This is a genomic window from Thermogemmatispora sp. (assembly GCF_042408735.1).
In the GTDB taxonomy this organism is placed as follows: domain Bacteria; phylum Chloroflexota; class Ktedonobacteria; order Ktedonobacterales; family Ktedonobacteraceae; genus Thermogemmatispora.
In genome coordinates this window covers 71,785-96,380 of sequence record NZ_JBHOQV010000208.1, presented here as the reverse complement: position 1 = coordinate 96,380, position 24,596 = coordinate 71,785, and the positions used below count along the sequence as shown (strand labels likewise).

18 protein-coding genes and 1 riboswitch are annotated in these 24,596 nt (G+C 63.0%); of the genes, 8 read left to right on the top strand and 10 right to left on the bottom strand.

Going from position 1 to position 24,596, the window contains the following annotated elements; translation table 11 throughout:
* Positions 1–2: 2 nt before the first annotated feature.
* Positions 3–1,907, top strand: coding sequence for an ABC transporter ATP-binding protein (locus ACFMO7_RS22235; protein ID WP_376797673.1), 1,905 nt, complete (start codon positions 3–5; stop codon positions 1,905–1,907).
* 95 nt (positions 1,908–2,002) lie between these two features.
* Here ACFMO7_RS22235 and ACFMO7_RS22230 read toward each other — a convergent pair whose 3' ends face one another.
* From ACFMO7_RS22230 to murF, 3 genes are all read right to left on the bottom strand, one after another.
* Positions 2,003–3,103 (bottom strand): dipeptide epimerase, encoded by a 1,101-nt coding sequence (locus ACFMO7_RS22230; RefSeq protein ID WP_376797672.1) that lies wholly within the window; start codon positions 3,101–3,103, stop codon positions 2,003–2,005.
* Between the two features lie 125 nt (positions 3,104–3,228).
* The gene (locus ACFMO7_RS22225; protein WP_376797671.1) at positions 3,229–4,377 is read right to left on the bottom strand and encodes a D-alanine--D-alanine ligase family protein; all 1,149 of its coding nucleotides are present in this window, start codon (positions 4,375–4,377) and stop codon (positions 3,229–3,231) included.
* Between the two features lie 29 nt (positions 4,378–4,406).
* On the bottom strand, positions 4,407–5,858 hold the full coding sequence (gene murF / locus ACFMO7_RS22220; protein WP_376797670.1) for a UDP-N-acetylmuramoyl-tripeptide--D-alanyl-D-alanine ligase: 1,452 nt from the start codon (positions 5,856–5,858) through the stop codon (positions 4,407–4,409).
* A 367-nt stretch (positions 5,859–6,225) separates the two neighbouring features.
* Here murF and ACFMO7_RS22215 point away from each other — a divergent pair, with 367 nt between their 5' ends.
* Positions 6,226–7,203 (top strand): NAD(P)H-quinone oxidoreductase, encoded by a 978-nt coding sequence (locus ACFMO7_RS22215; protein WP_376797669.1) that lies wholly within the window; start codon positions 6,226–6,228, stop codon positions 7,201–7,203.
* A 261-nt stretch (positions 7,204–7,464) separates the two neighbouring features.
* Here ACFMO7_RS22215 and ACFMO7_RS22210 read toward each other — a convergent pair whose 3' ends face one another.
* Positions 7,465–8,811 (bottom strand): hemolysin family protein, encoded by a 1,347-nt coding sequence (locus ACFMO7_RS22210; RefSeq protein WP_376797668.1) that lies wholly within the window; start codon positions 8,809–8,811, stop codon positions 7,465–7,467.
* A 489-nt stretch (positions 8,812–9,300) separates the two neighbouring features.
* Positions 9,301–9,415, top strand: a riboswitch (TPP riboswitch).
* Between the two features lie 339 nt (positions 9,416–9,754).
* Between ACFMO7_RS22210 and ACFMO7_RS22205 the strand changes: the two genes are divergently transcribed.
* The 4 genes from ACFMO7_RS22205 (at position 9,755) to ACFMO7_RS22190 (ending at position 14,958) form a co-directional block, all read left to right on the top strand.
* Positions 9,755–10,525 carry an ABC transporter ATP-binding protein gene (locus tag ACFMO7_RS22205; RefSeq protein WP_376797667.1) on the top strand — a complete coding sequence of 257 codons (771 nt, stop codon included), beginning with the start codon at positions 9,755–9,757 and terminating at the stop codon, positions 10,523–10,525.
* A complete protein-coding gene (locus tag ACFMO7_RS22200; RefSeq protein ID WP_376797666.1) occupies positions 10,522–11,313 on the top strand; it encodes an ABC transporter permease in 792 nt (263 codons plus the stop codon). The genes ACFMO7_RS22205 and ACFMO7_RS22200 overlap by 4 nt, the downstream gene beginning before the upstream one ends.
* 54 nt (positions 11,314–11,367) lie before the next feature.
* Positions 11,368–12,435: an ABC transporter substrate-binding protein gene (locus ACFMO7_RS22195; protein ID WP_376797665.1), complete on the top strand. Its 1,068-nt coding sequence runs from the start codon at positions 11,368–11,370 to the stop codon at positions 12,433–12,435.
* Positions 12,436–12,687: 252 nt separating this feature from the next.
* Positions 12,688–14,958: a WD40 repeat domain-containing serine/threonine protein kinase gene (locus ACFMO7_RS22190; protein ID WP_376797664.1), complete on the top strand. Its 2,271-nt coding sequence runs from the start codon at positions 12,688–12,690 to the stop codon at positions 14,956–14,958.
* 57 nt (positions 14,959–15,015) lie between these two features.
* On the opposite strand, the gene ACFMO7_RS22185 is transcribed toward ACFMO7_RS22190, so the two are convergent.
* On the bottom strand, positions 15,016–15,663 hold the full coding sequence (locus tag ACFMO7_RS22185; protein ID WP_376797663.1) for a thiamine diphosphokinase: 648 nt from the start codon (positions 15,661–15,663) through the stop codon (positions 15,016–15,018).
* 409 nt (positions 15,664–16,072) lie between these two features.
* Here ACFMO7_RS22185 and ACFMO7_RS22180 point away from each other — a divergent pair, with 409 nt between their 5' ends.
* Both ACFMO7_RS22180 and ACFMO7_RS22175 read left to right on the top strand, forming a co-directional pair.
* Positions 16,073–17,434: an FAD-dependent oxidoreductase gene (locus tag ACFMO7_RS22180; protein WP_376797662.1), complete on the top strand. Its 1,362-nt coding sequence runs from the start codon at positions 16,073–16,075 to the stop codon at positions 17,432–17,434.
* A gap of 8 nt (positions 17,435–17,442) precedes the next feature.
* Positions 17,443–18,180, top strand: a complete 738-nt coding sequence (locus ACFMO7_RS22175) for an SDR family oxidoreductase (RefSeq protein WP_376797679.1) — start codon at positions 17,443–17,445, stop codon at positions 18,178–18,180.
* Between the two features lie 11 nt (positions 18,181–18,191).
* Here the strand turns inward: ACFMO7_RS22175 and ACFMO7_RS22170 are convergent, their stop codons facing one another.
* From ACFMO7_RS22170 to rpsT, 5 genes are all read right to left on the bottom strand, one after another.
* Positions 18,192–20,768 carry an ArnT family glycosyltransferase gene (locus tag ACFMO7_RS22170; RefSeq protein ID WP_376797661.1) on the bottom strand — a complete coding sequence of 859 codons (2,577 nt, stop codon included), beginning with the start codon at positions 20,766–20,768 and terminating at the stop codon, positions 18,192–18,194.
* 219 nt (positions 20,769–20,987) lie between these two features.
* Positions 20,988–21,743: a 23S rRNA (guanosine(2251)-2'-O)-methyltransferase RlmB gene (gene rlmB, locus ACFMO7_RS22165; protein ID WP_376797660.1), complete on the bottom strand. Its 756-nt coding sequence runs from the start codon at positions 21,741–21,743 to the stop codon at positions 20,988–20,990.
* A 198-nt stretch (positions 21,744–21,941) separates the two neighbouring features.
* Entirely contained in the window at positions 21,942–22,781 is an 840-nt protein-coding gene (locus ACFMO7_RS22160) for a ribonuclease HII (protein ID WP_376797678.1), read from the bottom strand.
* Between the two features lie 228 nt (positions 22,782–23,009).
* A complete protein-coding gene (gene rplS, locus ACFMO7_RS22155; protein ID WP_376797659.1) occupies positions 23,010–23,474 on the bottom strand; it encodes a 50S ribosomal protein L19 in 465 nt (154 codons plus the stop codon).
* A gap of 385 nt (positions 23,475–23,859) precedes the next feature.
* On the bottom strand, positions 23,860–24,153 hold the full coding sequence (gene rpsT / locus ACFMO7_RS22150; RefSeq protein ID WP_376797658.1) for a 30S ribosomal protein S20: 294 nt from the start codon (positions 24,151–24,153) through the stop codon (positions 23,860–23,862).
* Between the last annotated feature and the right edge of the window lie 443 nt (positions 24,154–24,596).

Genomic DNA, 24,596 nt, shown 5'->3' with positions numbered 1-24,596 from the left:
AAATGCTCTATCATACGCCGCACATGATGCGCAGACCTTCACCCTTCAGGCAGCAGAGCGAAGACGATGAGGCCCTCTCCTGGCGAGAGCGTCTCGTCCGCTTTGTGAGGAGCGTGCCAGGGGCCCTGGCCGGCCTGGCACGCTCTCTGCGCCTGGTCTGGGAGACCAATCCCTGGCTGACTCTGGGCCTGGCTCTGACTACCCTGTTGCTGGCCTTCGTGCCGGCCTCGACGATCTATCTCAATAAGCTCTTGCTGGATGCCGTGGTTATGGCCATCCGCGAGAGCGCGCGTGCCGCCTACTATCTGCGCCTGATCGCTATCCTCGCCGGCCTGCAACTGCTGCTCAACCTCTTAATGAGCCTCCTGAGTACCCTGAGCAATACTTTTCAGCAGATCCTGCAGGATGAGACGTCCAGCCGCGTACAATATCTCCTTATTGCCCATGCCCATACCCTCGACATGGCCTTCTTCGAGCGCTCGGAGTTCTACGATAAGCTGCAGCAGGTGCAGCAAGAGGCGATGCTGCGCCCAGTGATGATGATCGCTGGCACCTTTAGCCTGCTGCGCAATGCCCTGACCTTCGGCTCAATGATTGTCCTGCTGGTTCGGCTGGAGTGGTGGCTGGCCGTCATCTCTCTCGTCGCGCCCCTCCCTGCCTTTATCGCCGATGCGCGCTATGGCTGGCGCGGCTTCCAACTCAGAAGGCGCCAGTCTCAAGATCGCCGCATGCAGGCCTATCTGGTCAATCTGCTGACCACCGATTCCTATCAGAAGGAGATCAAGATTTTCAATCTGGGACCCTTCTTTATCGAGCGCTTTAAGCACTTCGCCGAGCGCTTCCTCAGTGAGGAGCGCCGACTGGTGGTGCGGCGCTATCTGGCGGGCTTCGCCTGGGGGACACTGACAACGCTGGTGAGCAGCGGCACCTTCCTCTATGTGGCCATCCAGGCCATCTATGGGCGCGTCTCCATCGGCGACCTGACGCTCTATACCCAGGCCGCTAACTCGGTGCAGAATAACTTTCAAAACATTCTGAGCGGCTTCTCATCGATGTATGAGCATAATTTGTATTTGAGCACCCTCTTTGAGGTGCTGGCTCTGCGTCCGGAGATGCCGCGCCCTGCCAATCCTGTGCCGCTCGAGCGTCCCTTTACAGGCGGGATCGAGTTCCGCAACGTGACTTTCTGCTATGAGGGGCGACGGGAGCCGGCTCTGCGCAACGTCAGTTTTAAGCTGGAGGCTGGTCAGACCCTGGCCATTGTGGGCCGCAACGGGGCCGGCAAGACCACGCTCGTCAAGTTGCTGGCGCGCCTCTATGATCCCCAGGAGGGTCAGATTCTGGTCAATGGTCACGATATCCGCGAGTATGATCCCGATGAGCTGCGTCGCGAGATCGGCATCATTTTTCAGGATTTCGTGCAGTACCAGCTACTGGCCCGGGAAAACATCGGCGTTGGTCAGGTCGACTTTATAGAGGATCGGACCCGCATCACAACAGCGGCTCAGAAGAGTGGGGCCGATGAGGTGATCGCGCGCCTGCCCCAGGGCTATGAAACCATGCTCGGGCGCTGGTTTGAGGAGGGCCATCACCTCTCGGGCGGCGAGTGGCAAAAGATGGCCCTGGCCCGTGGCTTCATGCGCGATGCCCAGATCCTCATTCTCGACGAGCCGACCTCGGCCCTCGATGCCCAGGCCGAGCACGAGCTGTTCGCACGCATGCGCGAATTGACGCGCGGGCGCATCGCCATCTTTATCTCGCACCGCTTCTCGACGGTACGTGTGGCTGACCACATTCTGGTCCTGGAGCGGGGCCAGGTGGTTGAGCAGGGCAGCCATGAGGAGCTGATGGCGCTTAGGGGACGCTACGCCGAACTCTTCAATCTACAGGCTTCCTCCTATCGCTAGCGTCTCCTCCTGCTGCTTCCCTCCCGCCTGGCTCAGGCTTTTTCGCCCGCTCCTTCACTGGTTCGCTGGTCTCTGGACCTGCCCGGCTTGCCTGCTCACTGGCGCCGGCTGATGCCCAGGCCGCTTTCGACGCCCGAGAGGTCGTAAAGGCCGCCGCGCTGCTCGTAGCCACCGGTGAAGGGGTCGGCGGCCAGCAACATCGGGGTGTCCAGGTCGATGAAGCGAAAGCCGCCCAGCCCGGCCACAAAGTGGGCCGCCGCGCTGATGGCCAGGCGCGACTCCATCATGGCGCCAACCATGAGCTGGGTATGGGTGGCGCGGCAAACGGCGGCGATGTCCAGCGCTTCGACGATGCCGCTTTTCATGAGTTTGATGTTGACAACGTTGACGGCGCCCATAGCGATCAGGTGGGCGACGTTGGCTGCACTGTAAGCGCTCTCGTCGGCGGCGACCGGAACGCGACTGTGCTGAGTGACGTAGCGCAGTCCCTCGTAGTCGTCTTTGGGCACAGGCTGCTCGAGAAGCAGCGGACGGATGTCGCGCTCGTCAAGGGCTTCCAGACAGAGAAGGGCCTCGGCGGGGGTGTAGCCCTGGTTGGCGTCCAGGGTCAGCCCCACGTTGGGCGCGGCCTCGCGTACGGCCTCGACGCGCGCGACGTCCTGGCGGATGTCGCTGCCGACCTTGATCTTGATGGTGCGAATGCCGCGTTCGACAGCGGCCCGCGCCAGCTCGTAAGCGTGCTCGGGATCGACCAGGGGGATGCTGATGTCGGTTTCGACTGCGTTGCCGGCTCCCCCAAAGAAGGCGTAAAGAGGTAGGCCGTAGGAGCGCGTCAGGGCGTCAAGAAGGGCCATTTCGAAGCCGGCGCAGACGGAGGATTGGCTGAAATAGAGGCTGCGTAAGAGGCGGGCCAGGCTGCGCCACTGGGCGGCGTCTTTGCCTTGCAGAAGAGCGGCGCAGCTATGGGCGGCAGCCAGGGCCGTGTTCTGGTCTTCGCCCAGGCTGGGCAGGAAGGGCGCGGCCTCTCCGTAGCCGACGCTGCCGTCTTCCAGCGTGATCGTGATGAGCACGTTGCGAGCCTCGCTGGTGCTGCCGGTTGCAATGGTGAATGGCTCCAGCAAGGGGATATTGAGCGGCTCAACGCTGATGGCGGCGATGGTGGTACGGCTGCTACGCTTGTGTTGGATGTGGACCATAGTCTCTCTCTGTCTCCTGGTTCTCTTCGCGGCGGGTTTGGGCGGACCTGGCCTCCGTCTGCTCTCGCTCTGGCGGGAGCACGGCCTGGACTGGATCTCATAGCCTGGCATGAGCAGGATATCAGTTAGAGCTGGAGCCGAGTGCGGTTGCGCTGCCGATCAGCGTGGCGCTCCAGGGCTAGCTCGATCAGTCGGTCGAGTAGCTGCTCGTAAGAGAGGCCGCTGGCCTGCCAGAGCTTGGGATACATGCTAATGGTGGTGAAGCCGGGCATGGTGTTGACCTCGTTGACGTAAAGCTGCCCGCTGGCCTTTTCCAGGAAGAAGTCGACGCGCGCCAGGCCGCTCAGATCGAGGGCGAGGAAGGCCTTGACGGCATAGTGGCGCACCAGCTCGGCGCTCTCCGGCGGCAGATCGGCAGGTATCACGATCTGTGAGCGGTTATCGATGTACTTGGAGCGATAGTCGTAGAATTCGTTGCTCGGAATGATCTCACCGACTACCGAGGCCAGTGGCTCGTCGTTGCCCAGCACGGCACACTCCAGCTCGCGGCAGTCGATGCCGCGCTCGACGATGATTTTGCCGTCATATTCGGCGGCCAGGGCGATAGCCTGCTCCAGCTCGGCGCGGTTGTGGGCTTTGCTGATGCCGACGCTGGAGCCGAGGTTGGCCGGCTTGACGAAAGAGGGATAGCCGAGTCGGGCCTCGATGGCGGCGACGATGGAAACGGGATCCCGTTCCCACTCGTGACGACGGTAAACCAGGTAGTCGACGATGGGCAGGCCGACGGCCTGGAAGATCATTTTCATTTTTTCTTTGTCCATGCCGAGAGCCGAGCCAAGGACGCCGCAGCCGACGTAAGGGACCCCAGCCATTTCAAGCAGGCCCTGCAGGGTGCCGTCTTCGCCATAGGTGCCGTGCAGGACTGGGAAGATAACGTCTAGCTGGCCGGCTGTGGCGACCTGCTCCGGCCTCTCTGGCTGGCTCAGTGGGACCAGGTGTCCCACTGTGGGGTCGCCAGGCAGGGTAACCGCCAGGCTCTCGCTGAGGCCCCCGCTTGTCTGCTCTCTTTCGGCGGCTAGCAGATGCTGAGGTCCGGCTCCCAGCAACCAGCGACCTTCCTGGGTGATGGCGATGGGGACGACCTCGTATTTGTTGGGGTCGAGGTGCTCGATGATGGAGGTGGCAGAGGCGATGGAGACTTCGTGTTCGCCTGAACGGCCACCAAAGATGACGCCGACGCGAAGCTTGTGCCTTCCTTGTTGCGGATGCTGCATGCTCTGCTCTCTCCTTCCTCTCTTCCCGTTTATTCTGGACTGATGGCCTGCCCGGCTGACCACAGGCCAAGCATGGTCTCCATAGCCATGCCGCGCGAGCCTTTGAGCAGGACCAGGTCGGCGGATTGGACCTCCGCGACGAGCAGGGCAGCCGCTGCGCGCTTGGCCTCTTCCAGGGAGGAACGGTCCCGCGGGTCGGCAGGGAAGTAGTGGGTGCGCTCCGCGGGCAGGCCGGCGGCCTGAGCGCCCTCGACATAGTAGCGAGCCTGGTCGCCGATGGCTACCACATAGTCAACCAGACTGCCCAGGGCCTCGCCGGCACGGCGGTGTTCACGCTCGGCGTGAGGACCTAGCTCGAAGATGTCGCCCAGCACGGCCCAGCGCCGCCCGCCGTTTTCAACGGGCGTGGCCTGCATGGCACGCGCGATGGCGATGATCGATTCGGCACTGGCATTGTAGCTGTCGTCGATAAGGGTACTGCCGTTTGGTCCTGGCTTGATTTCGCCGCGCCCTTTGACCGGTGCCAGCGACTCCAGTGCGGCCCGAATCTCGCTAAGGGGTAGGCCGGCGGCACAGCCAACCGCCGCCGCCGCGAGGGCGATGTAGATGCCATGGTCGCCAGGAATGTGCAGCTGCACCGGACAGCGCTCGCCGTGGTAGCTGAGCTGGAAATGCCGCCCGCGCAGTGGGTCACCGCCGTCGGGAATGGCTCGCACTTCGGCCTCCTCGGCTGTGCCATAGTAGACGACGCGGGCCTGGGTGCGGGCCGCCATGCCACGGACCCGCGGGTCGTCGTAGTTGAGAAAGGCTAGCCCGTCGGCTGGCAGGGCCTCGACAAGTTCGCCTTTGGCCTGGACGATGCCCTCGACCGATTTGAAGAATTCAAGGTGTGCGCTGCCGACGTTGGTAATTACTGACCAGTGCGGGCGGGCGATGGTTCTGCAGAGCCAGGCCAGCTCGCCAACCCACTGGGCCCCCATCTCCAGAACGGCGTAGCGGTGCTGTGGCTCTAATCGCAGCAACGTCAGAGGATAGCCGATCTCGTTGTTATACGAAGCGAAGGTTTTAAGGGTCGGCGCCTGCCGACTGAGAACGGTGGCGATGGCTTCTTTGGTGCTGGTTTTGCCATTGCTACCGGTGATGCCGATAAAGATGGTGCCATCTTGCCGCTGGGCGCGCTGGCGCGCAATGGCGTGGAGGGCCTGGAGGACGTCAGGGACCACGATCTGCAAGAAGGAAGAAGGAACGTCCTCGGCAGGTTGGCTGCAGAGAACGCCGCCAGCCCCTTTGCGGGCAACGTCCGGGATGAAGCGATGGCCATCGACATGCTGACCCTTGAGCGCGATGAACAGGTCTCCAGGCTCGATCTGGCGGCTATCGTGGTGGGCTGCCGGAAAAAGGCGCTCCGTTTCCGGGGAGGCCAGGCCGTAGAAGCGAGCGCTGTCGCCGCAGGCTTGACGGATGTCGCTAAGGGTAAACATAGAAGCTGCGTCCTCTCCTCTCTCTCCTCTGCCTGTGTCTCTTGGTAGCCTTCTCTCTCCAGGCCCGATCTGCAGGCTTGCGAGCCAGGGATTCTTGGGCCATTATACCATAGCCTCTGCCGGGCGAACACGCTCCCTCCTGGCAGTCGTCCAGGCGTCAGACCAGGTGATAGGCCAGGCGGGAAGGGAGGCGCCAGGATAGGTACCAGGACAGGCAGAGCTAGCTGGCCAGAGCCAGCGTCTCAGAGCGAAATGTGATAAGGTTAAGTTGAGGGCCAAAGCGAGAAAGCGAGGGACGCAAGTAGCCTGCCGTCTCGAATCATCTGGCTAGTCGAATGGAACCTGATGGAATGGAGGAAGAGCTTTGATGCGAGCAGTTGTGATCACTCGTCCTGGCGGTCCCGAGGTCCTTGCCGTGCGCGAGGTGCCGACGCCGGAGCCCCAGGGCGATCAGGTGCGTGTGCGCGTTCATGCTGCTGGCCTTAACCGTGCCGATTTGCTGCAGCGCGCGGGCGGCTATCCGGCGCCGCCCGATGTGCCCCCTGATATTCCCGGTCTAGAGTTCGCGGGAACTGTCGAGGCTCTGGGGCCACTGGCGCGTCGCTGGCGGCCAGGCCAGCGTGTGATGGGCCTGGCTGGCGGAGGGGCCCAGGCCGAGTACATTGTAGTTCATGAAGGATTATTAGTTGAGGTCCCAGACAATCTTGACTTTGAGCAGGCGGCTGCCATCCCCGAGGTCTTCATGACCGCTCACGATGCCCTCTTCACGCAGGCGGGCCTGCAGATGGGCGAGCGCGTTCTGATCCATGCTGCTGGCAGCGGCGTGGGCACGGCGGCCATTCAGCTTGCCCACGCTGTTGGGGCCACCACCTTCGGTACCGCACGAACGCCGGCCAAGCTGGAGCAGGCTCGTGGGCTGGGACTGGACCACGCCCTCGCTGCTCAGGATTTCGCTGCCGAGGTGCAGCGCCTGACTCAGGGCCAGGGCGTGCATGTGGTGCTGGACTTCGTTGGCTCTGCCTATCTGACCCAGAATATGGAGGCCCTGGCTCCCTGGGGCCGAATGGTCATTCTGGCCACGATGGGAGGGGCCCAGGCCGAGATCAATCTCGGGCTGCTGATGGCCAAACGCTTGCAGATCCGCGGCTCGACCTTGCGGGCCCGCAGCCTGGAGGAGAAGCTGGCGGTCACGCGCCGCTTTGCGACCTCGGTGCTTCCCTTGCTGGCGAGCGGCAAGGTCAGGCCGGTCGTCGAGCGTGTCTATCCGCTGGAGGAGATCGCCGAAGCTCACCGCTATATGGGCGAGAACCGGAACTTTGGAAAGCTAGTTCTCTCGCTCACGTAGCGCTGCTGGCCGTTGCGGCAGGGCTGCCTCTTTCCCTCTCTCCCTTCCTCCCGGTTGCTATCTCGATGCTACCGAAAGCGAGGGCTGGCGGGCGACCGGCGCCGCGCTCGTCCTCCTGACGGCCGTCGCCAGCCAGACCTGGGGCTGGTCAGTGCTTCGCCCCAGCCAGCCCGCCAGCCGGGGAGAAGGCCGGGACCGAGGCCCAGTCAGGGCAGGGTGGGCTTCTCCGATTGGCTGGAACCCTTGACCTGGGGGAGGCTGTCAGGCCGAGGTTTGCCGTTCGTCTTCGGGCGCCGGCTCCTCTGACTGGCGTTGGCGAATCAAGACCTTATCGACGCGCCGGCCATCCATATCGACCACTTCCAGCTCGAAGTTGCCCAGGGTAAGCCGGTCCCCCTCGTGAGGAATGCGGTCAAGATGGGCCTGGACCAGACCGGCAAGGCTGCTGTATTGGCCGCGCTCTTCCTCGGGAATGGGTGGCAGCCCGATCTGCTCACGAACCGTCTCGTAGCTCTCCAGGCCGTCGACCAGCCATGAGCCGTCTTCTCGCTGCACAATGCTGCGTTCTTCGTCCAGGTCGTACTCGTCCTGGATCTCGCCCACCAGCTCCTCTAGCAGGTCCTCCATTGTGACCAGGCCACTTACCTGGCTGTATTCGTCGATCACAATGGCGATCTGGGCTCGCTCTCGCTTGAAGCGGCGCAGCAAGTCATCCAGGTGTTGCTGCTCCAGGGCAAAGAGCGGTGTCCGTAGCAGACGCAGGTAGTCGCGGCTGTTGCTGCCGGTCAGCATGTAGAGCAGATCTTTCGCGTGCAGGATGCCAAGAATATTGTCGATCGTCTCCCGATAGACCGGCAGGCGGCTGTAGCCGCTCTCTCGGAAGAGCTGCGCAACCTCCTGGAGGGAGGCGCTGGCCTCGATAGCCACGATTTCGCTGCGGGGGCGCATCACCTCGCGCACCGTGCGGTCGGCGAAGTGCAGGGCGCGCCGAATGAATTCCTCTTCTTCGCGCTCGACGGCTCCGCTGGTGAAGCCTTCGTGGGTCAGATAGACGATATCCTCTTCGGTGACCTCGGGCTGGACCTCGCTGCGTTGGCCGAGGAGACGTAGCAGGAGGTTGGTGGAGAGCGTGAGCAGGCCCACAATGGGGCGGGCGATGCGCGAGAGCAGGGTCATGATCGGGGCAGCGGCACAGGCCACGCTCTCGGCATGTTGCAGAGCCAGGCGCTTGGGTGCCAGCTCACCGATCACGAGGGTGAAGTAGGTGATCAGCAGGACATCGATGGCCAGGGCCAGGCTGTCGGCATAGGCGCCAACAACGGGCAGAGTGCGCAGCCAGGCCGCCAGGGGAACGCTCAGACTGGCACCGCTGAAAGCCGCAGCCAGCGTGCTGATCAGCGTGATGCCTACCTGGACGGTGGCGAGAAAGCGGTCCGGTTCCTCGGCCAACTCCAGTGCCTGTCGGGCCTGTCTCTTCCCCGCCTCAGCCTGCTGCTGCAGCCTGCCACGTCGGGCTGACACCGTTGCGATTTCTGAGGCCGCAAAGAAGCCGTTGGCGACCATTAATAGAAAGATAACCAGCAGTTCGATGCCGAGTCTACCGGACATGCCTCCGCTCTCCTCTCTTCTCTCGTCTGTCCTTCTACCCCGCTGGGCGATCTCGCCGCCCTCGCTCGGGCACTATGCCCGCTGTGCCGGCTGGCTAGCTGGCTGCATGGATGGGGGAGGCTGAGAGCGCACCCTGTGGAACCATGCCTGCCGCGTTCGCCTGGCCGGTCTGCTGGCCTGGCCCTTTCCTCTCTCGGGCCAGTGGCAGCCGCGGCCAGTGCCTGGTAGGGGTAGTCTTTATTCTAACACGTCCGCCGCCCTAAAGGTGAGTGTCAGACGGGGGTCAGGTGGTAGTGGTGGGGGAAAGCCGCCGCCGCTCCGCCTGCCCGGCTCGGGCCACGCTCCCTTCACAGCGGTCGTGCTTATGGGCTATAATACCGGTGCAAGGGCTGACGACCAGGCGGCCCAACTGGGCATGCGGCGCAGTACCTGCGGTTTTCATTCAAGAGAGCATCACAGACAGCCTGGCCTGGGATTGTCGTCAACCAATGGCGCTGCTAGGGGAGCCGTTTCAGGCTGAGAGGGCGGCCATCGATGGATGGCTTGCCGACCCTGAAAACCTGATCTGGGTAATGCCAGCGGAGGGAAGCGGCGAGCGCATCCGCTCTCGGCGCTCGCAAGATGTATTCCAGCTCCGAGCGAGCCAGCGAGGGGGATGCCTATGAGCAAGCGACCCGCCTCGTTGCCCCAAAGCTGCCGCTTTCGGGCCTGCCTCGGAAGGGCCTCGGGCAGAAAGCGGCCTGGAGCAAGAGGCAGACGTGTGGTCTCTGGTTTCACTTTCCCCTCCTCTCTTCAGTGCTCAACGCTGTAGCTCTGTCCTCCAGATCTCCGCTCCAGTTCCCTGCCCGCGAGCGGCGGCCAGCTCGGCTTTCCCCTCAGCGCTGCAGCCTGCGTGCCTGGCTGCCGTGTAGAGCAGCGTTTTTTGCGTCATTGGAGCAATACGATGCAGTCTCCCAAATTGCGGCTTGAGGGGGTCACGCACAGCTACCGTACCGGCAGGCAGCGCGTGGAGGCCCTGGCCGGCATCGACCTGTTGGTCAACGAGGGCGAGTTTGTGACCATCATCGGACCGAGTGGCTGCGGGAAAAGTACCCTCTTCAACATTATTGCCGGCGTCGAGGAGCCGAGCGGCGGCACCATTATCCTTGACGGGCAGGTGAATGGCGACCGAGCTGGAAAAACGGGCTATATGCCACAGCAGCCGCTGCTCCTGCCCTGGCGTACCGTTGAGGAGAACGTGATGTTGGGCCTCGACATTCGCCGTATCCCGCGCAAGAGGGCGCAAGAGCAGGCGCGGGAACTGCTCAAGCGCTTTGGCCTGAGTGAGTTTGCCGACCACTATCCGGCCTCGCTCTCGGGGGGCATGAGCCAGCGCGTGGCCTTGCTGCGCACCGTCCTCTTTCACCCCTCCTTTCTCCTGCTCGACGAACCGTTTGGGGCCTTGGACGCTCTGACGCGCCTCTCCCTGCAGATGTGGCTGCAGGAGTTGTGGCGAAGTTTGCAGGCCAGCATTCTCTTTATCACCCATGATGTGCGCGAGGCCATCTTGCTCTCCGATCGCATCTACGTCTTCAGCGCCCGCCCGGCGCGGGTGCTGCGCGTCGTCGAGGTGGGGCTGCCACGTCCGCGGCGCCCCGAACAACTGGCCAGCGCTGAGGCCGCCAGCCTTGAACAGGAGTTAATTGGCTTGCTACTGAAGGAGCAGACGGCATGAATGGCAAGGGCCTGAGCATGTTGCGTAAGCTGGCCAGCTATGGACCGGCCATCATTCTGGCGACGCTTCTTCTAGTGATCTGGGAGAGCTATGTGCGTCTGGCCCATGTGAGTCCCTTTGTTCTGCCCACGCCAACGGCGATGCTGCTGGCATTGGCTGCCAATTGGGACCTTCTCTATGAGCATACTCTGCAGACGCTGGTCGAGACTCTGCTTGGCCTGGCTATCTCGGTGGTGCTGGGCCTGCTGATCGCTATTCTGCTCGATCTCTCCCCCTGGGTACGGCGGGCCCTCTACCCACTGCTGCTTACCTCGCAGACCATCCCGATGGTCGCGCTGGCGCCGCTGCTGCTGGTCTGGTTCGGCTATGGTCTGCTTCCCAAGATCCTGCTGGTGATCCTTTATTGCTTTTTCCCTATTGCCGTGGCCTGCGCCGACGGCCTGCTGAGCGTCGAGCCGGAGCTGATCAGGCTCCTGCGGAGTATGCGCGCTTCCCGCTGGCAGATCCTCTGGCTGGTGCGCTTGCCAGGGGCCTTGCCGGCCTTTTTCTCCGGTCTGCGCATTGCGGTCACCTACAGCGTAACGGGGGCCATTGTCGGCGAATATGTCGGGGCAGAAAAGGGCCTGGGCCTCTATATGGAGACCTCGGCCAACTCCTTCGCGATGGCCAACGTGCTGGCGGCAGTGCTGATTACCGTGGTCTTGACCATCCTGCTCTTTGGCCTGGTGGCCCTCTGCGAGCGCCTGGCCCTCCCCTGGTATTTTACCCAGGCTCGTACGCGGCGCTGAGGGACCCTGCTCTCGCTCTTCTCCTGCTTTATCTGCTTGAAAGGATATGTCGCCATGAGCAACAGAACACGTTTGACGTTAAGCATTGTGATCCCCATCCTGGTCATCGTGGTCGTCGTGGGGGCCTTTCTCTGGCAGCAGCACCTGACCAGTTCTGGCAGCGGCCTGGGACCGGCGGGCAGCGGTACGGCTCGCCCCCTGACGACCGTCAAGCTGGCGCTTGATTGGACGCCGAACACCAATCACACGGGCATTTATGTGGCGCTGGCCCAGGGTTGGTATGCCCAGGAGGGGATCAGACTGGAGATTCTCCCGTTTTCTTCAAATGTCTCACCCGATGTGCTGGTCAGTACTGGCAAAGCCGACGTGGGCATCAGCTCCACCGAGGGCGTGGTCACTGATGCAGCTCTCGACCAGCCGGTGGTCTCGATTGCAGCCATTATCCAACACAATACTTCGGCTCTGGTGACACTGGCCAAGTCCGGCTTGAAGCGCCCGCGCGACCTCGATGGCAAAGTCTATGCGGCCTTCGGGGCGCCCTATGAGACGGCAGTCGTCAGCGCTATCATCAGGCACGACGGCGGCAAGGGGGTCTTTCGCAGCGTTACTCTGGATGTCGATAGTATGCAGGCCCTGGAGAGCGGGCGGGTCGACTTCGTCTGGGTATTCGAGGGCTGGGAGGTCATTCAGGCTCAGCGCCAGGGGGTGCAGCTCAACGTCTTTCCTGTGACCAGCTATGGCATTCCCGATTACTATACCCCAACGCTGATTACGGGGCCACGTCAGATCAAGGAGGAGCCGGATGTGCTGAGGCGCTTCATGGCGGCGACGGCGCGCGGCTACGAGTATGCACGCCAGCATCCGCGTGAAGCGGCCCAGATGCTGCTCAAGGAGGCCCCCAAGGGTACCTTCCCTGATCCTGGCCTGGTCCTCGCCAGCCAGGAGTTCTTGAGTCCGCGCTACGCTGACCCGGGCCGCCAGTGGGGCTGGCAGGACTCCGCTCCCTGGCATGGCTATCCCCAGTTTATCTTGGATACCGGCCAGATCAAGAATAGCAGCGGCCAGGTAGTACGTTCGTTAAACTTCGACTCGCTCTATACCAACGCCTTCTTGCCGCACTGAGGAGGCGGCGCTGCGCGATACTACCACAGCCAGGGGGAGAGCTAGCTGCTTGCCTGCTCTCCCCCCTGAACTCTGGGCGGCTAGTCGTCGGAAAGGCTGCTCCTGGTTGAAGCAGGTAAGGAGGCAGGCAAGGCCCGAGCAGGTAGATACCTCAGCGCGCTCTCTTCGTTTCTTCTAATAGATGGATATCCTGCCGTGCTGGATCTGTCTGCTCGATAAGCTGCTCTAGCCTTGGTGTGAAGAACCACCATTATGCAAACATCCGACCAGTACATTTTTTGCCCGATATGTGGAGCCGCCAACAGCCAGGGAAGCCAGATCTGCCATGCTTGCCAGGCATCCCTCCCCTCCTCTGCTGCCCCGGTTAGCGATCCAGGAGCCTCACCAGCCTCTTCCGCGGCGAAGGACGAGCCGGATGCGGTCAGGCTCGAGCTGGATGCGGAGGGGGAGCCGGGCGAGGGCCGTTCCTTAGTGCCGCTCTGGCCCGGTATGGTCTTGCGGGAGCGCTATCATATTTTGCGCATCTTGGGACGCGGCGGCTCCGGCGCTGTCTATGAGGCCAGCGATCTGCACGAGGGCGAGCGCCGCGTCGCCATCAAAGAGATCGTGGCCTTTCACCTGGAGCCGCGTCTGGCCGCTGAAACAATGGCCTCCTTCTACAGGGAGGCCTCGCTGCTGGCGACCTTGCATCATCCCAGCCTGCCGGAAGTCTACGAGTATTTTACAGAGCAGGATTGCTGCTATCTGGTGATGGAATTTATCCAGGGCGAGACGCTTGAAACGCGTCTGGAGCGCAGCCAGGGGGGGCGTCTCCCTCCTGACGAGGCCCTGGAGATTGCTATTCAGCTCTGTACGGTACTCGAATATTTGCATTCGCGTCCCGTGCCGATCGTTTTCCGCGACTTGAAGCCGGCCAATATCATGCTTGATAGCGTCTCCGGCCGAGTCTGCTTGATTGACTTTGGCATTGCGCGACGCTTTAAGCCGGGCCAGAGCCGGGATACGCTGGCGCTCGGCTCGCCCGGCTATGCGGCTCCCGAGCAGTATGGCAGAACGCAGAGCACGCCCCAGGCCGACATCTATGGGCTGGGGGCCACGCTCCACCAGATGTTGACGGGAGTTGATCCCGCGGCGGCTCCGCTGCGCTTCGCTCCCCTGCGCTCCTTTGACCCGACGCTGCCTCTGGAGCTGGAAGAGCTGCTCAAACGCATGGTCGAGATCTCCCCGCAGAAACGGCCGGCCAGCGTAGCGGAGGTGCGGCGCCAGCTCGAGTCGATCCGCCATCGTCTGCCGCGCTCCCCGCGGGCCGGAAGTCGTAAACCGCGCCAGCGGCCAGCCCAGTCGCTGGAGAAAGGCCAGCGCGCGGCCAGACAGATCGCCGTTGCCAGACCGACGCCAGCCGTCGCCGGACCTGGTGCCACCGCTCACCCGTCCTCTGCCCTGTCACGCCGGCTTTTGCTCATCGCTGGCCCCTTTGTCCTGGGGGCGGTCGTAGGCATCTTCGGAGCGCGCGAGCTGGACCTGCCCCTGCTGCCGGCCTCGGCCAGCCTCCAGACCCCGACAGTCTTCGCCCGCTCGCCGGCGTCGAGTCTCCTCTCGCTCCCGCGCGTGACGGTCCGCCTGGCCCTGAGCTATACTGGCCATCAAGCCCCGGTGCGCGCCCTGGCCTTCTCCGGAGATGCCCAGTATCTGGCTTCAGGCGACCAGGCCCACGCGGTCCACGTCTGGGAACCGCTCTCCGGCGAGCTGCTCTTGCGCTACGATGATCATCGGGCCGCCATTACCTCCCTCGCCTGGCTTCCAGGAACCAGCATTCTGGCTTCCAGCAGCGAAGATGGCACCGTTCAGGTCTGGGATGTGGCTCAGCGACAGCGCCTGCTTGTCTATCGCGGCCACCGAGGAGGGGTGCGGGCTGTCAGAGGCAGCGCCTTGGGCCTGTTCGCGTCGGGGGGGGACGATGGCAGCATCCAGGTCTGGGAGGCCAGCACTGGCGCGCGCCGCTGGTTGCTCTTTGAGGGGAGTCGGGTGCCGGTCAATGCCCTGAGCTGGTCGCCCGCGATTACCACACTGGCCAGCGCCGATGAACAGGGCAACGTCCTCTTGTGGGACACGCGCAGCGCCAGCCTGAGCGCCCGTCATAGCGTGCTGGATGCCGTAAGTGGGCGGCCCGTGGCTCTGCTGGCGCTGGCCTGGTCGCCCAATGGCTCACAATTGGCTAGCGCCGGCGCCAATGGCCAGGTCGTTCTGATCAGCCTGGAAGGCAGCACCTTTCTTGGTGGCCAGCCTGTCTCGTCGTCGCCTTGCACAGCTCTGGCCTGGTCGCCCGATAGTCGCCTGCTGTTAGTGGGCAGCGGCAAGCAAGCCACGATCTGGCAGGCCAGTGCTACCGCCTATAGCCCCCTCTATACCTATGAAGAGGGCGCAGGGAGCGTGACGGCAGTGGATTGGTCGCCCGACGGCGGACTGCTGGCCTCCGCAGGGGGAAAGGTCGTGCGTATCTGGACCGTGAGCAGCAGCGGCTAGTCTCGGGAGAAAGTCAGCTTGCCGCTGACTGGCCGCGGGCTGGCGGTGAGGGCTGGCTCAGAGGAGGTCGCAGCGTGTATGGATGATCAGAAGCTGACCTCTGATCAGGGTCACGCTGGCCTCCGGCTGCGTCAGTTGGTTGCTGAGGCCACGGGGCCTCCCAAAGAAGAGCGTCTCCCCGTGAAGGGGGTAGTAAAGCCCCTGAGTAGAAACACCCTGCGCGTCGCCCGCCAGCGGCAGCAGCGAGACCAGGTCGCCCGTCTGACCACGGACCAGGGCCGTGCCCGGACCGCGCAGGAGCCAGCAGATAGATGGCCCATCGATCAGGCGCAGGGCCACCTGATCGTAGGCCGCCAGCAGCAGCACGTTGGCCAGCGCGTGATCGCAGCGCGTCCCTCCCAAGGCCCCCAGGATAGTCACCGCTGTCGCCCCCTGCTCGATAGCGTACTGGAGGGCCAGCTCGCTATCGGTCTCGTTCTTCTCGACAGGCGCGCGCAGCAAACGACAGCCAGCAGCCTCCAGTTGAGCCACCAGGGCTGGGGCGAGCGAATCCAGGTCTCCCAGGACAGCCGCTGGCGACCTCCCCAGGCGAATGGCACTCTCTGCACCGCCATCTGCCGCCAGAATCAGGTCCGCCTGGCGCAGCGCATCCTCAACCAGAACGCTCGGACGCAGCGCGCCACCAGCAAAGATCACCACGTGCATTCCAAGGCTCCGCTCCTTTCTCCGCGCTTCCTGCCCTCGCCTGATGGCCTCGCCGCGAGCGGGTCCTGTCCCTCCCTTCGCCGCGACCCGGCACGGGCGGGCGGCCTGGAGCAAGGCAGGTCTGGACTGGAATGCATTGTAGCATCTCGCCACCGGAGCAAACGAGGGCCAGGGGCCAGAAAGGGGCAGAGACGTGCAATGCGGCGCATAATGACGTACAATGGCCCTGGTTGGCTGGAAGGCTCGCGGCGGTTCACTCGCAGTGTTTCTCTCCTCAGCGAGAGAGGGGTCGCCTTCTCTTACCGCTGACTCGCCAGCTTGCCGACCAGCCAGCGCGTGGCTCTCTTGGAGAGTTGTCCGTTCTACAGGTGGACGTTTTCACTTCGCCACGTGGGGGAAGAAAGAAGCGATGCTTTCCACGCAAGCGATACCACAATCATGGGGACGCTATCCGCGCGTCAAGCCGGCGCGCGTCGTACCGATCTACTGGCGCGATCAACTGCCCGATCTGCAGGCTCTGCCTGGGCCATTGCTGGCCTACGGCTATGGTCGCAGCTACGGCGATAGCTGCCTGAACGAGAACGGGACGGTGCTGGCCGTCAGCCACCTGCGGCGTTTTCTGGCTTTTGATGAGGAACAGGGTGTGCTGCGCTGCGAGGCTGGGGTCTCGCTGGCCGAGATTCTGGAACTGATCGTGCCTCGGGGCTGGTTCCTGCCCGTCTCACCAGGCACCAAGTTTGTCTCGGTCGGTGGCGCTATTGCCAACGATATTCACGGCAAGAATCATCATAGGGCGGGAACCTTTGGCTGCCACGTCACACGCTTCGAGCTGCTGCGCTCCACTGGCGAGCACCTGATCTGCTCGCCAACTGAGAATCGCGAGTTGTTCGAGGCCACCATCGGAGGCCTCGGCCTGACGGGCTTGATCCTCTGGGCCGAGTTCCGCTTGAAGCGCATCCATAATCCCTATATCGATATGGAGCGCATCCGCTACGATTCGCTCGATGAATTTATGGAACTGTGCGCCGAATCCGACGAACAGTATGAGTACACGGTGGCCTGGGTCGATTGCCTGGCGAGCGGCAATAAGCTCGGACGCGGCATCTTTATGCGGGGCAACCACAATCAGTCGCCCGAGTATGGGCAGAAGTCGCTGCCGCGCAAGCTGCCCCTGGCGGTCCCGATCGATCTGCCCTCCTTTACCCTGAATACCCTGACGCTGAAAGCCTTCAATACGCTCTACGATCATTCACAGCTCCAGAAACGTGTCTTTAAAGTAGTACCCTATGAGCCTTTCTTCTATCCTCTAGATTCTATCCATAACTGGAACCGTATGTATGGTAGGCGCGGCTTCTTCCAGTATCAGTGCGTGGTGCCCTACGATCAGGGCTACGATGTGATGAAGGAGATTCTGCAGCGCATCAGTCGCTCGGGTCAAGGCTCGTTCCTGGCGGTTCTCAAGAAGTTCGGCGATGTACGCTCGCCTGGTTGGCTCTCCTTCCCGCGTCCGGGGCTGACCCTGGCGCTGGATTTCGCCAATCAAGGGCCGAAGACGCTGCGCCTCTTTGACGAGCTGGACGCCCTGGTGCGCGAGAGCGGGGGGGCGCTCTATCCGGCCAAGGATGCCCGTATGCACGGTGAGGACTTCAAGCGCTTCTTCCCGCGCTGGCAGGAATTTATGCGCTATGTCGATCCGAAGTTCTCGTCCAGTTTCTGGCGACGTATGGCCCTGGTTCCTTCGCGGGAGCAGTCTGCCACGGTAGAGGTTTGAGTATGGTGTTGCAGAAAGTTGTGATTGTAGGCGCGACCTCGGCCATCGCCTACGAGGCGGCGAAGTGCATGGCGGCCCAGGGGGCCGAGCTATTCCTGGTTGGGCGCAACCCGGAAAAGCTGACGACGATTGCCGCCGATCTGCAGGTGCGTGGGGCCAGGCGCGTTGAAACCTTCCTTCTGGATGTCAACGAGGTGGCGCGCCATCAGGAGATGCTCGACGCCGCGGTGGCGGCCTTCGGCTGGCTGGATGGAATGCTGATCGCTCATGGCACTCTCGGCGATCAGCGCAAGTGTGAGCTGAGCGTTGAGGAGACGCTGCGTGAGTTCCAGACCAATGCCCTCAGCGTGATCGCCCTGCTCACTCTGGCGGCCAACTATTTTGAGCAACGCGGGCGGGGCTGCCTGGCGGTGCTCTCCTCGGTGGCCGGCGATCGCGGGCGTCCGAGCAACTATGTCTATGGGTCCGCCAAGGGGGCGGTCTCGCTCTTTCTCCAGGGCTTGCGGGCGCGCCTGGCCAGGCACGGCGTGGCCGTAGTGACCATCAAGCCGGGCCTGGTCGATACGCCGATGACCGCTCATTTGCGCAAGGGCTTGCTCTTCTCTAGCGCGCGCCGCGTCGGACGCGGCGTCTATCGCGCCATGTTGCAGGGCCGTCCGGTGGTCTATTTGCCCGGCTACTGGCGCCTGGTGATGCTGGTAATCCGCCTGATTCCCGAGCGCATCTTTCAGCGCCTGTCGCTCTAGCCAGGCTCAGCTCAGGGCAGAGGCTGGTAGGTAGTCTTGCCGTCAGGGCCGATCTCCAGGAGATAAAGGGGGCGTCCGGGAAAAGCGCGGCGCAGGCGGGCAAACTGCTCCGGCTCGCTGGCTTCAGCATAGATGATGTCCCCTTGCTCCAGGATAGGTTCGTTGAGGGAGAAAAGGACGTAATCGTAAAGGGCCTGGTCGCCAGTGACAACGATGGCATGATGGAGCGGCGGTTGGTAAATGGCCTGCAGATCGATCTGCGTTCCGGCTGGCAGCCCGCTATAGTCATGATAGAGGCTGATCTGGCGCGGCGTGTAGTACAGGAGGTTGCAGGCTAGCAGGCCCAGGAAGAGCAGGATGGTCAGCGGATAACGCCCTGCTGCTGAGAGGACCAGGGACCATCTGACGGTCGGCGCGCTCCTGGCTGAACTCTCTGACTCCTGCCCGCCCCTTCTGGCGGCCAACCAGGGCTTCAGCGCCGAGCGAACGGACTCCGCGGCGGCCCGCTCGCTTCGGGCCAGCGTCACCAGGCCGCGGGCGCTGAGCGGGAGCAGGAACAGCAGCGTCTCGTAGAGATAGCGCGGTCCCAGGTAGATGCCGTGGTAAAAGTAGCCAACGAAGGCCAGCGCGATGGCTGCCGTTCCGGCCAGCAAGAGCCAGTCCGTGGCGCGGCTCTGGCCGCTGACAAAGGGCAGCAGCGGCAGAGCCAGCGTCAGATAGAAGGGCCAGCCGAAGAGATCGATGGCCAGGATAGTCAGCAGCTCGTCGAGGTTGACCAGACCGGCGGCCAGAGTGTGAGCGCCGTAGAAGCCGATGCCCTGGCCGAAGCCCCAGCGATCGCCGGCAAAGAAAAGCTCGCGTGGCGAGGTTAGGGGGTGCCCCGTCAGGGCCAGATTAAATAAGAGATCCAGAATCATGAACAGCGAAAGAATCAGGCCCGCGACCACCAGTGCTCGCAGCCAGGGCGTTGGCCAGCGATGCTGGCGGCGCCAGCTTGCCAACAGGACAGCGCCGCTAAGCATGACGATGTAGAGCAGCGCCACCTGCTCGCGTGTCAGGTAGGCCAGGCCGAAGCAGAGGGCCGCCAGGGGCATTCCCCACAGCTTGCCATCCTGCTGGAAGCGGAGCAGCGACCAGAACCCCCAGACAAGATAGAAGAGCGTGACGGTGTGGCTGAGGTAGGAGGCCGCCAGGTAACTGTAGAATGGCGAGAGTACTCCCAGGAGAACGGCCAGCGTGGCAACGGTGCGGTCGTAGAGGCGGGCAGCTATCAGACCGATCCCCAGCAGGGCCAGCGTTCCCAGCACCGGCTCGACGGCGTAGGGGAGGCCCAGCCAGAAGCCGGGCACCAGCGTGAGCGCCGTGCCGGGTGGATACTGAGCGAACCAGCGACCATCAAACTGAACCATGAAGGGGCCGGGAAAGAGATCGGGCGTTGGAGGAAGAGGCACGGCCAGCCGTCCTTGAGCGTACATTTTGGCGGCAAAAACATAGGCTGCCGCATCGTAAATATGGGGCTGGCCATGATATTCGACCCGCGCGATCCAGAGCGTGTAGCCTAAAGATGCCATCAATGCTAGCAGCGCCAAGGGGTGCAGTGCCGTCGTCAAAGCCTGCCACCAGTCTGCAAGGAACCCAGGCAGCCGCCGACCGCCTCTTGGGTTTCTTTCTCCGCTGCGCCGGGGCTGCCACCGTCCCAAAACCCTCGCGGAGTCGCTGGGGCCAGCGCCGGTCTGGCACCTGAGAGCCAGACCGGCCAGGGTCAGCCTCTGGCGTGTGAAGAGACAGAGGCTGGTCAGTGTCCCTGTGAGCAGCAGCATCAGGAGGAGCAGGCTGGTTGCCCAGAGCAGGGAGCGCACCAGAGTATCAATGACCTCGGCCCCGAAGGGAGCGGCGTCGAGCGGGAAAAAGGTAGTGCTCGCAGGCTGCCCTATCCCCGTTTCCCGTTGAGAGTGCAGCTCGGGGGTAAGCCAGGTCAGCTCGAGGCTGCGGTCGTTACGATCCAGCGTGATCTGCAGGAGGCCACCGGCGGCAGTCAACAGGAGCAGCGAGCGAGGCGTTTCTGGTCGCTGCAGCTCGAGGTGCAGGCGCAGGTACGTGCTCGCAGGCAAGCTCACAGTGGTTGCGGGAGTGGGCCAGGCTATGCTCCGGATCAGGCGATCGTTGCTCCAGATCTGCAGATTGCGCCAGCGGCTGCTGCCGTCCAGATCGCGCATCCAGCTCTGAAAGCGGTAGTACCACCAGGAAGAGATGCTATGCATATAGGAGGGGTCGAGCGTAAAGTTGTTGGTACTATCGCTACCGTCGATCTGGTACTCATGGAGAGCCGGATCCTGAGCTGGAAAACGGAGCTGGATCACGGGGCTGAGCTGGCCCAGTGTAAGGCGCTGGCTGCCCACGAAGAGGGTAGTTGTTCCTTTTTGGCTCACCACCTCTACGGGCAAAGCAACCTGATAGCAGCAGGCATCGGCTCCCAGCAAGAGCAGCAACAGCCCGCCGAGCAGCCAACAGCGCCACAACCAGCGTCTGCCTGGCCGCACCTGCTCTGCGTCTGACCTGATGCGTGTGCTACGGGGCGCCCGCCTCATCTTCTCTCCTGTCCCAAGGGCCGGCGGGTACGTGCGGCTGCATCAGGGAGGCTCTTCAGGCTCAGGCTCTCTGGCCTCGTGCGAGGCCCACTCTCGGCCTCTGCCCCTACAGGAACCGCAACCACCTTCTTCCTCCAGAGTGTGCCCAGGGGAGAAAAACGCTCCTGGCGCGCGTCTGGCGCTCTTCCACCGCCAGCCGACTCGCTTCTTGCCCGACATTCATGATGAGACCTGTCTGCGCCGCTCCTGCTGGCGCAAGGCTTCGTAGAGCACGATACTTCCAGCGACAGCCGCGTTTAGCGATTCAATGCGCCCGCGCATGGGGATGCTGACAAGCAGATCGCAGTGTTCACGTACCAGGCGGCGCAAGCCTTTCGCCTCGCTGCCCACCACCAGGGCCAGCGGTCCCGTCAGATCGACCTCGGTATAGCGCTTTTGGGCTGTGGCGTCCAGGCCGATCACCCAGACATTTTGCTGCTTCAGGAACTCGATGCAGCGCGTCAGGTTGGTCTCGCGAGCGATCAGCAGATGCTCGGTGGCTCCGGCGGATGTCTTGACCACGGCAGGCGTGATTTCGGCGGCGCGATGCTCTGGAATAACAACCCCGTGGACGCCGGCGGCCTCGGCAGTGCGCAGCAAGGAACCCAGATTAGTAACGTCCTGCAGCGCGTCCAGGATCAGCAAGAAAGGATCTTCGCGGCGCTCTGCGGCGCAGGCCAGAATCTCATCGAGGCTGACATAGCGCCGCGATTCGACCACCGCAATGCAGCCCTGGTGGACAGCGCCGTTGCTTAACTGGTCGAGGCGCGTGCGGGGCAACGTCTCGATCGGGATCGAACGTCGCTGAGCCTCCTCGACAATGGCCCGTAGAGCTGGTGCCTCGCGCAGCCCCTCAGCCAGGAGCAGGCGTCTCACCCGGCGTGGCGAGCGCAGCGTTTCCAAGACCGGATTGCGGCCCCAGACGTAATCGGGCATGGTACTTCCTCAGCAGACGAAGGCTAACGAAACTGGATTGGTGATCGGAGCAGACCAACAACGGTCCAGGCGAGCAGGTCGCAGGGCCGCCGAAGGAAGCGACAAGACCAGGGCAGATCAGGCCGGACCAGCAAGAAAAAGGGACAGCCCGTGACCATCGAAGAGATGACGAAGGAAGCAAGCAGGCCGTCCTCCACTTTAGGACTGGGTATCTTCCTTGTGCTCCACGAACGCTGGCGATGGCGCCACGGCGGGAGCCTCTGCGACCTCGGGCAGAGCACTGAACAGGCCGGCAACCAGCTCGCGCACCGGAGCAAAGCTGCGACGATGGTGTGGACTAACCCCGTAGCGACGCAGAGCGGCGAGGTGGGCCTCCGTCCCATAGCCCTTATGGCGGTCGAAGCCATAGACCGGAAACTCCTCGTGGAGGCGCTCCATCAGGTGGTCGCGCGTTACCTTGGCGATCACCGAGGCAGCGGCGATAGAGAGACAGCGCGCATCGCCTTTGATCAAAGGTCGCTGCGGCAAGGCCACGCCAGGCAAGGTCAGAGCATCCAGCAGCAGGGCCTCGGGCCGCACCTGCAACTGCGCCAGGGCTTCGCGCATAGCCCAGCGGGTAGCTTCCAAAATATTGCGCTCGTCGATCAGTTCCACCGGAGCGATGCCTACCCCCACAGCCAGCGCTTGCTGTTGAATCACGCCATACATCCGCTCGCGCTGGACGGGAGTCATCTGTTTCGAATCGCGTACCTTTGTCAGCAGGAGCAGTGCGGAAGGATCCTGATCGGGTCCGGTGGCTTCAGGTACCGCGGGTCTTTGCCGGGCCAGCCGCTCGACAGGGAGAATCACAGCGGCAGCTACCACTGGGCCTGCCAGGCAGCCACGGCCAGCCTCGTCAAGTCCAGCGATAAAGCGATACCCCTGAGCAAGCAGCGCCAGCTCTTCCTCTAAGGTTGGCTCCATCTCCTTCCTCTGCCGCCGCGGTCTCGGGCCTGTGCTTCTCCTTTCTTCTCCACATGCTCGGAACGGGAGGCTCAGCCGCTAGCTGGCTCGTTGATCGGCTGGCGAAAGGGCGACCGACCGCTCTGCTCCCGTTCGGTCAGAGCTGCTGGCCTGGCTCGGCTCAGCTCAGCTCAGCTGGAGGCCCTGGTCCACCCACCAGACCAGGTCAAGCGGATGACGAAAAGAGAGAGCAAAGGAGAAACAAGGAAGCGTCTCAAGACAAGCTGGAGAAGGCAGCCCGCGAGGGGGGAGAGCTTGACTTTACTACTCCTCGCCCCCGCGCTCCTGAGCCTGAGCCTCGCGCGCCGCCGCTGCCGCTTCCCTGGCCGCAATCTCGGCCTTGCGCATTGGGCGAAGCTCCTTCAGGCGGGCCGACTTACCGGAGCGCTCGCGCAGATAATAGAGCTGCTTACGGCGCACCCGCGCATGACGGAGCACTTCAATCTTCTCGAGGCGGGGCGAATGCAGCAGAAACGTGCGCTCCACACCGATCCCGTGTGCGGCGATGCGGCGCACCGTGAACGTCCGACTGACGCCGCCGCCATGCAAGCGAATCACCACGCCCTCGAAGGGCTGGACGCGCTCGTCCTTCCCCTCGCCGACGCGCACAAGCAAACGGACCGTATCGCCAGACTTGATCTCTGGCAGATCCTTACGCAACTGCGAGCGCTCCACTGCTTCCAGCAGTGCGCGCCCAGCGGGCTTTGGAATCTCCTGTTTCTCGGCCATATTCCCAGAAACCTCCACTCCGCTCTCTTACGCCACCAGAGCTGGACCAGGGACAGCCCTTTGCTGGACATCCTTCTCGCCTGTGGTTCCCCGCAGCGCAGTCCCAGCGAGGGCCACCGCGCTCCGCGCGGCCACCAGGGAGCAGGGCAGCGCCCTCCGGCTGATGTGATTTCTCATTCTGGTAGCGTCTGGATGGACGGATTGAGACGAAACCGACGCAGGTAGCAACAAGCCGGCTTCCGACGAACCGGCTCCTTGCGCTGCTCTCCGTTGTAGTCAAAACCACCGTGGTCGGCGAAAAGCCAGAAAACCCATCTTCTGCGTGCTCCGGGCCTGCCTACGCCTCTGCGTCCCAGGCAGTGCCGATGGGGAACTGGCTCCTCACCTAGCTACCGACCTGAGCCTGCTGAGGGGAGCTAGAAGCTTTCGCGTTGTTGAAGAGCTTCATCAAGCGCGACTTACGGCGCGCGGCATTGTTGGGATGCAGCACCCCTTTCTTCACCGCGCGATCCAGCGTACTGATGGCATTGCGCACCGCCGCCTCAGCATCAAGGCCATTAGCAATCGCCAGGCGAGCCTTTTTGATCGCCGTCTTAACCGACGACTTCACGCTGCGGTTGTACAGACGCCGCTTGCGTTCCTGGCGCAGGCGTTTCTTGGCAGACTTTGTATTGGGCATAGAAGCTTATCGAACCTCCCCGCTCCTTAGCGATAATCGCATGACAGCTGCTCGTTGGCGCCTTTCACTCACACGACGAGGGCCTCGCTGCTGGCCTTGGCAGCTCGCCCGTTATTATTCTAGCTCTCCTTGAGGAGTGCTCCTCGGCGGTGGGATCCAGCGCGGGTGGCGCCCTACAGCGCAGTCACCCCAACGAGGCGCCGACGCTCTGGCTGTCTGACTTGCTTACTGGAGGTTGAGCCTCGTCGGTCAAACCGGCTCCAAGCTGGCCGGTCCGCATGGCACTGGGCCTGCTTCCGTCCTCACCAGGCGGCGCCTCTCTGGCGGCTGCTTGCTGTCTACGCTACGGATCAACTGGCTGGTGCTGACTTGATTGTCTGATTCGTGCAAGCAAGATAAGACCGGCGCATTGGGCGCCGGATTGGGTGAGTGCTCAAGGATTG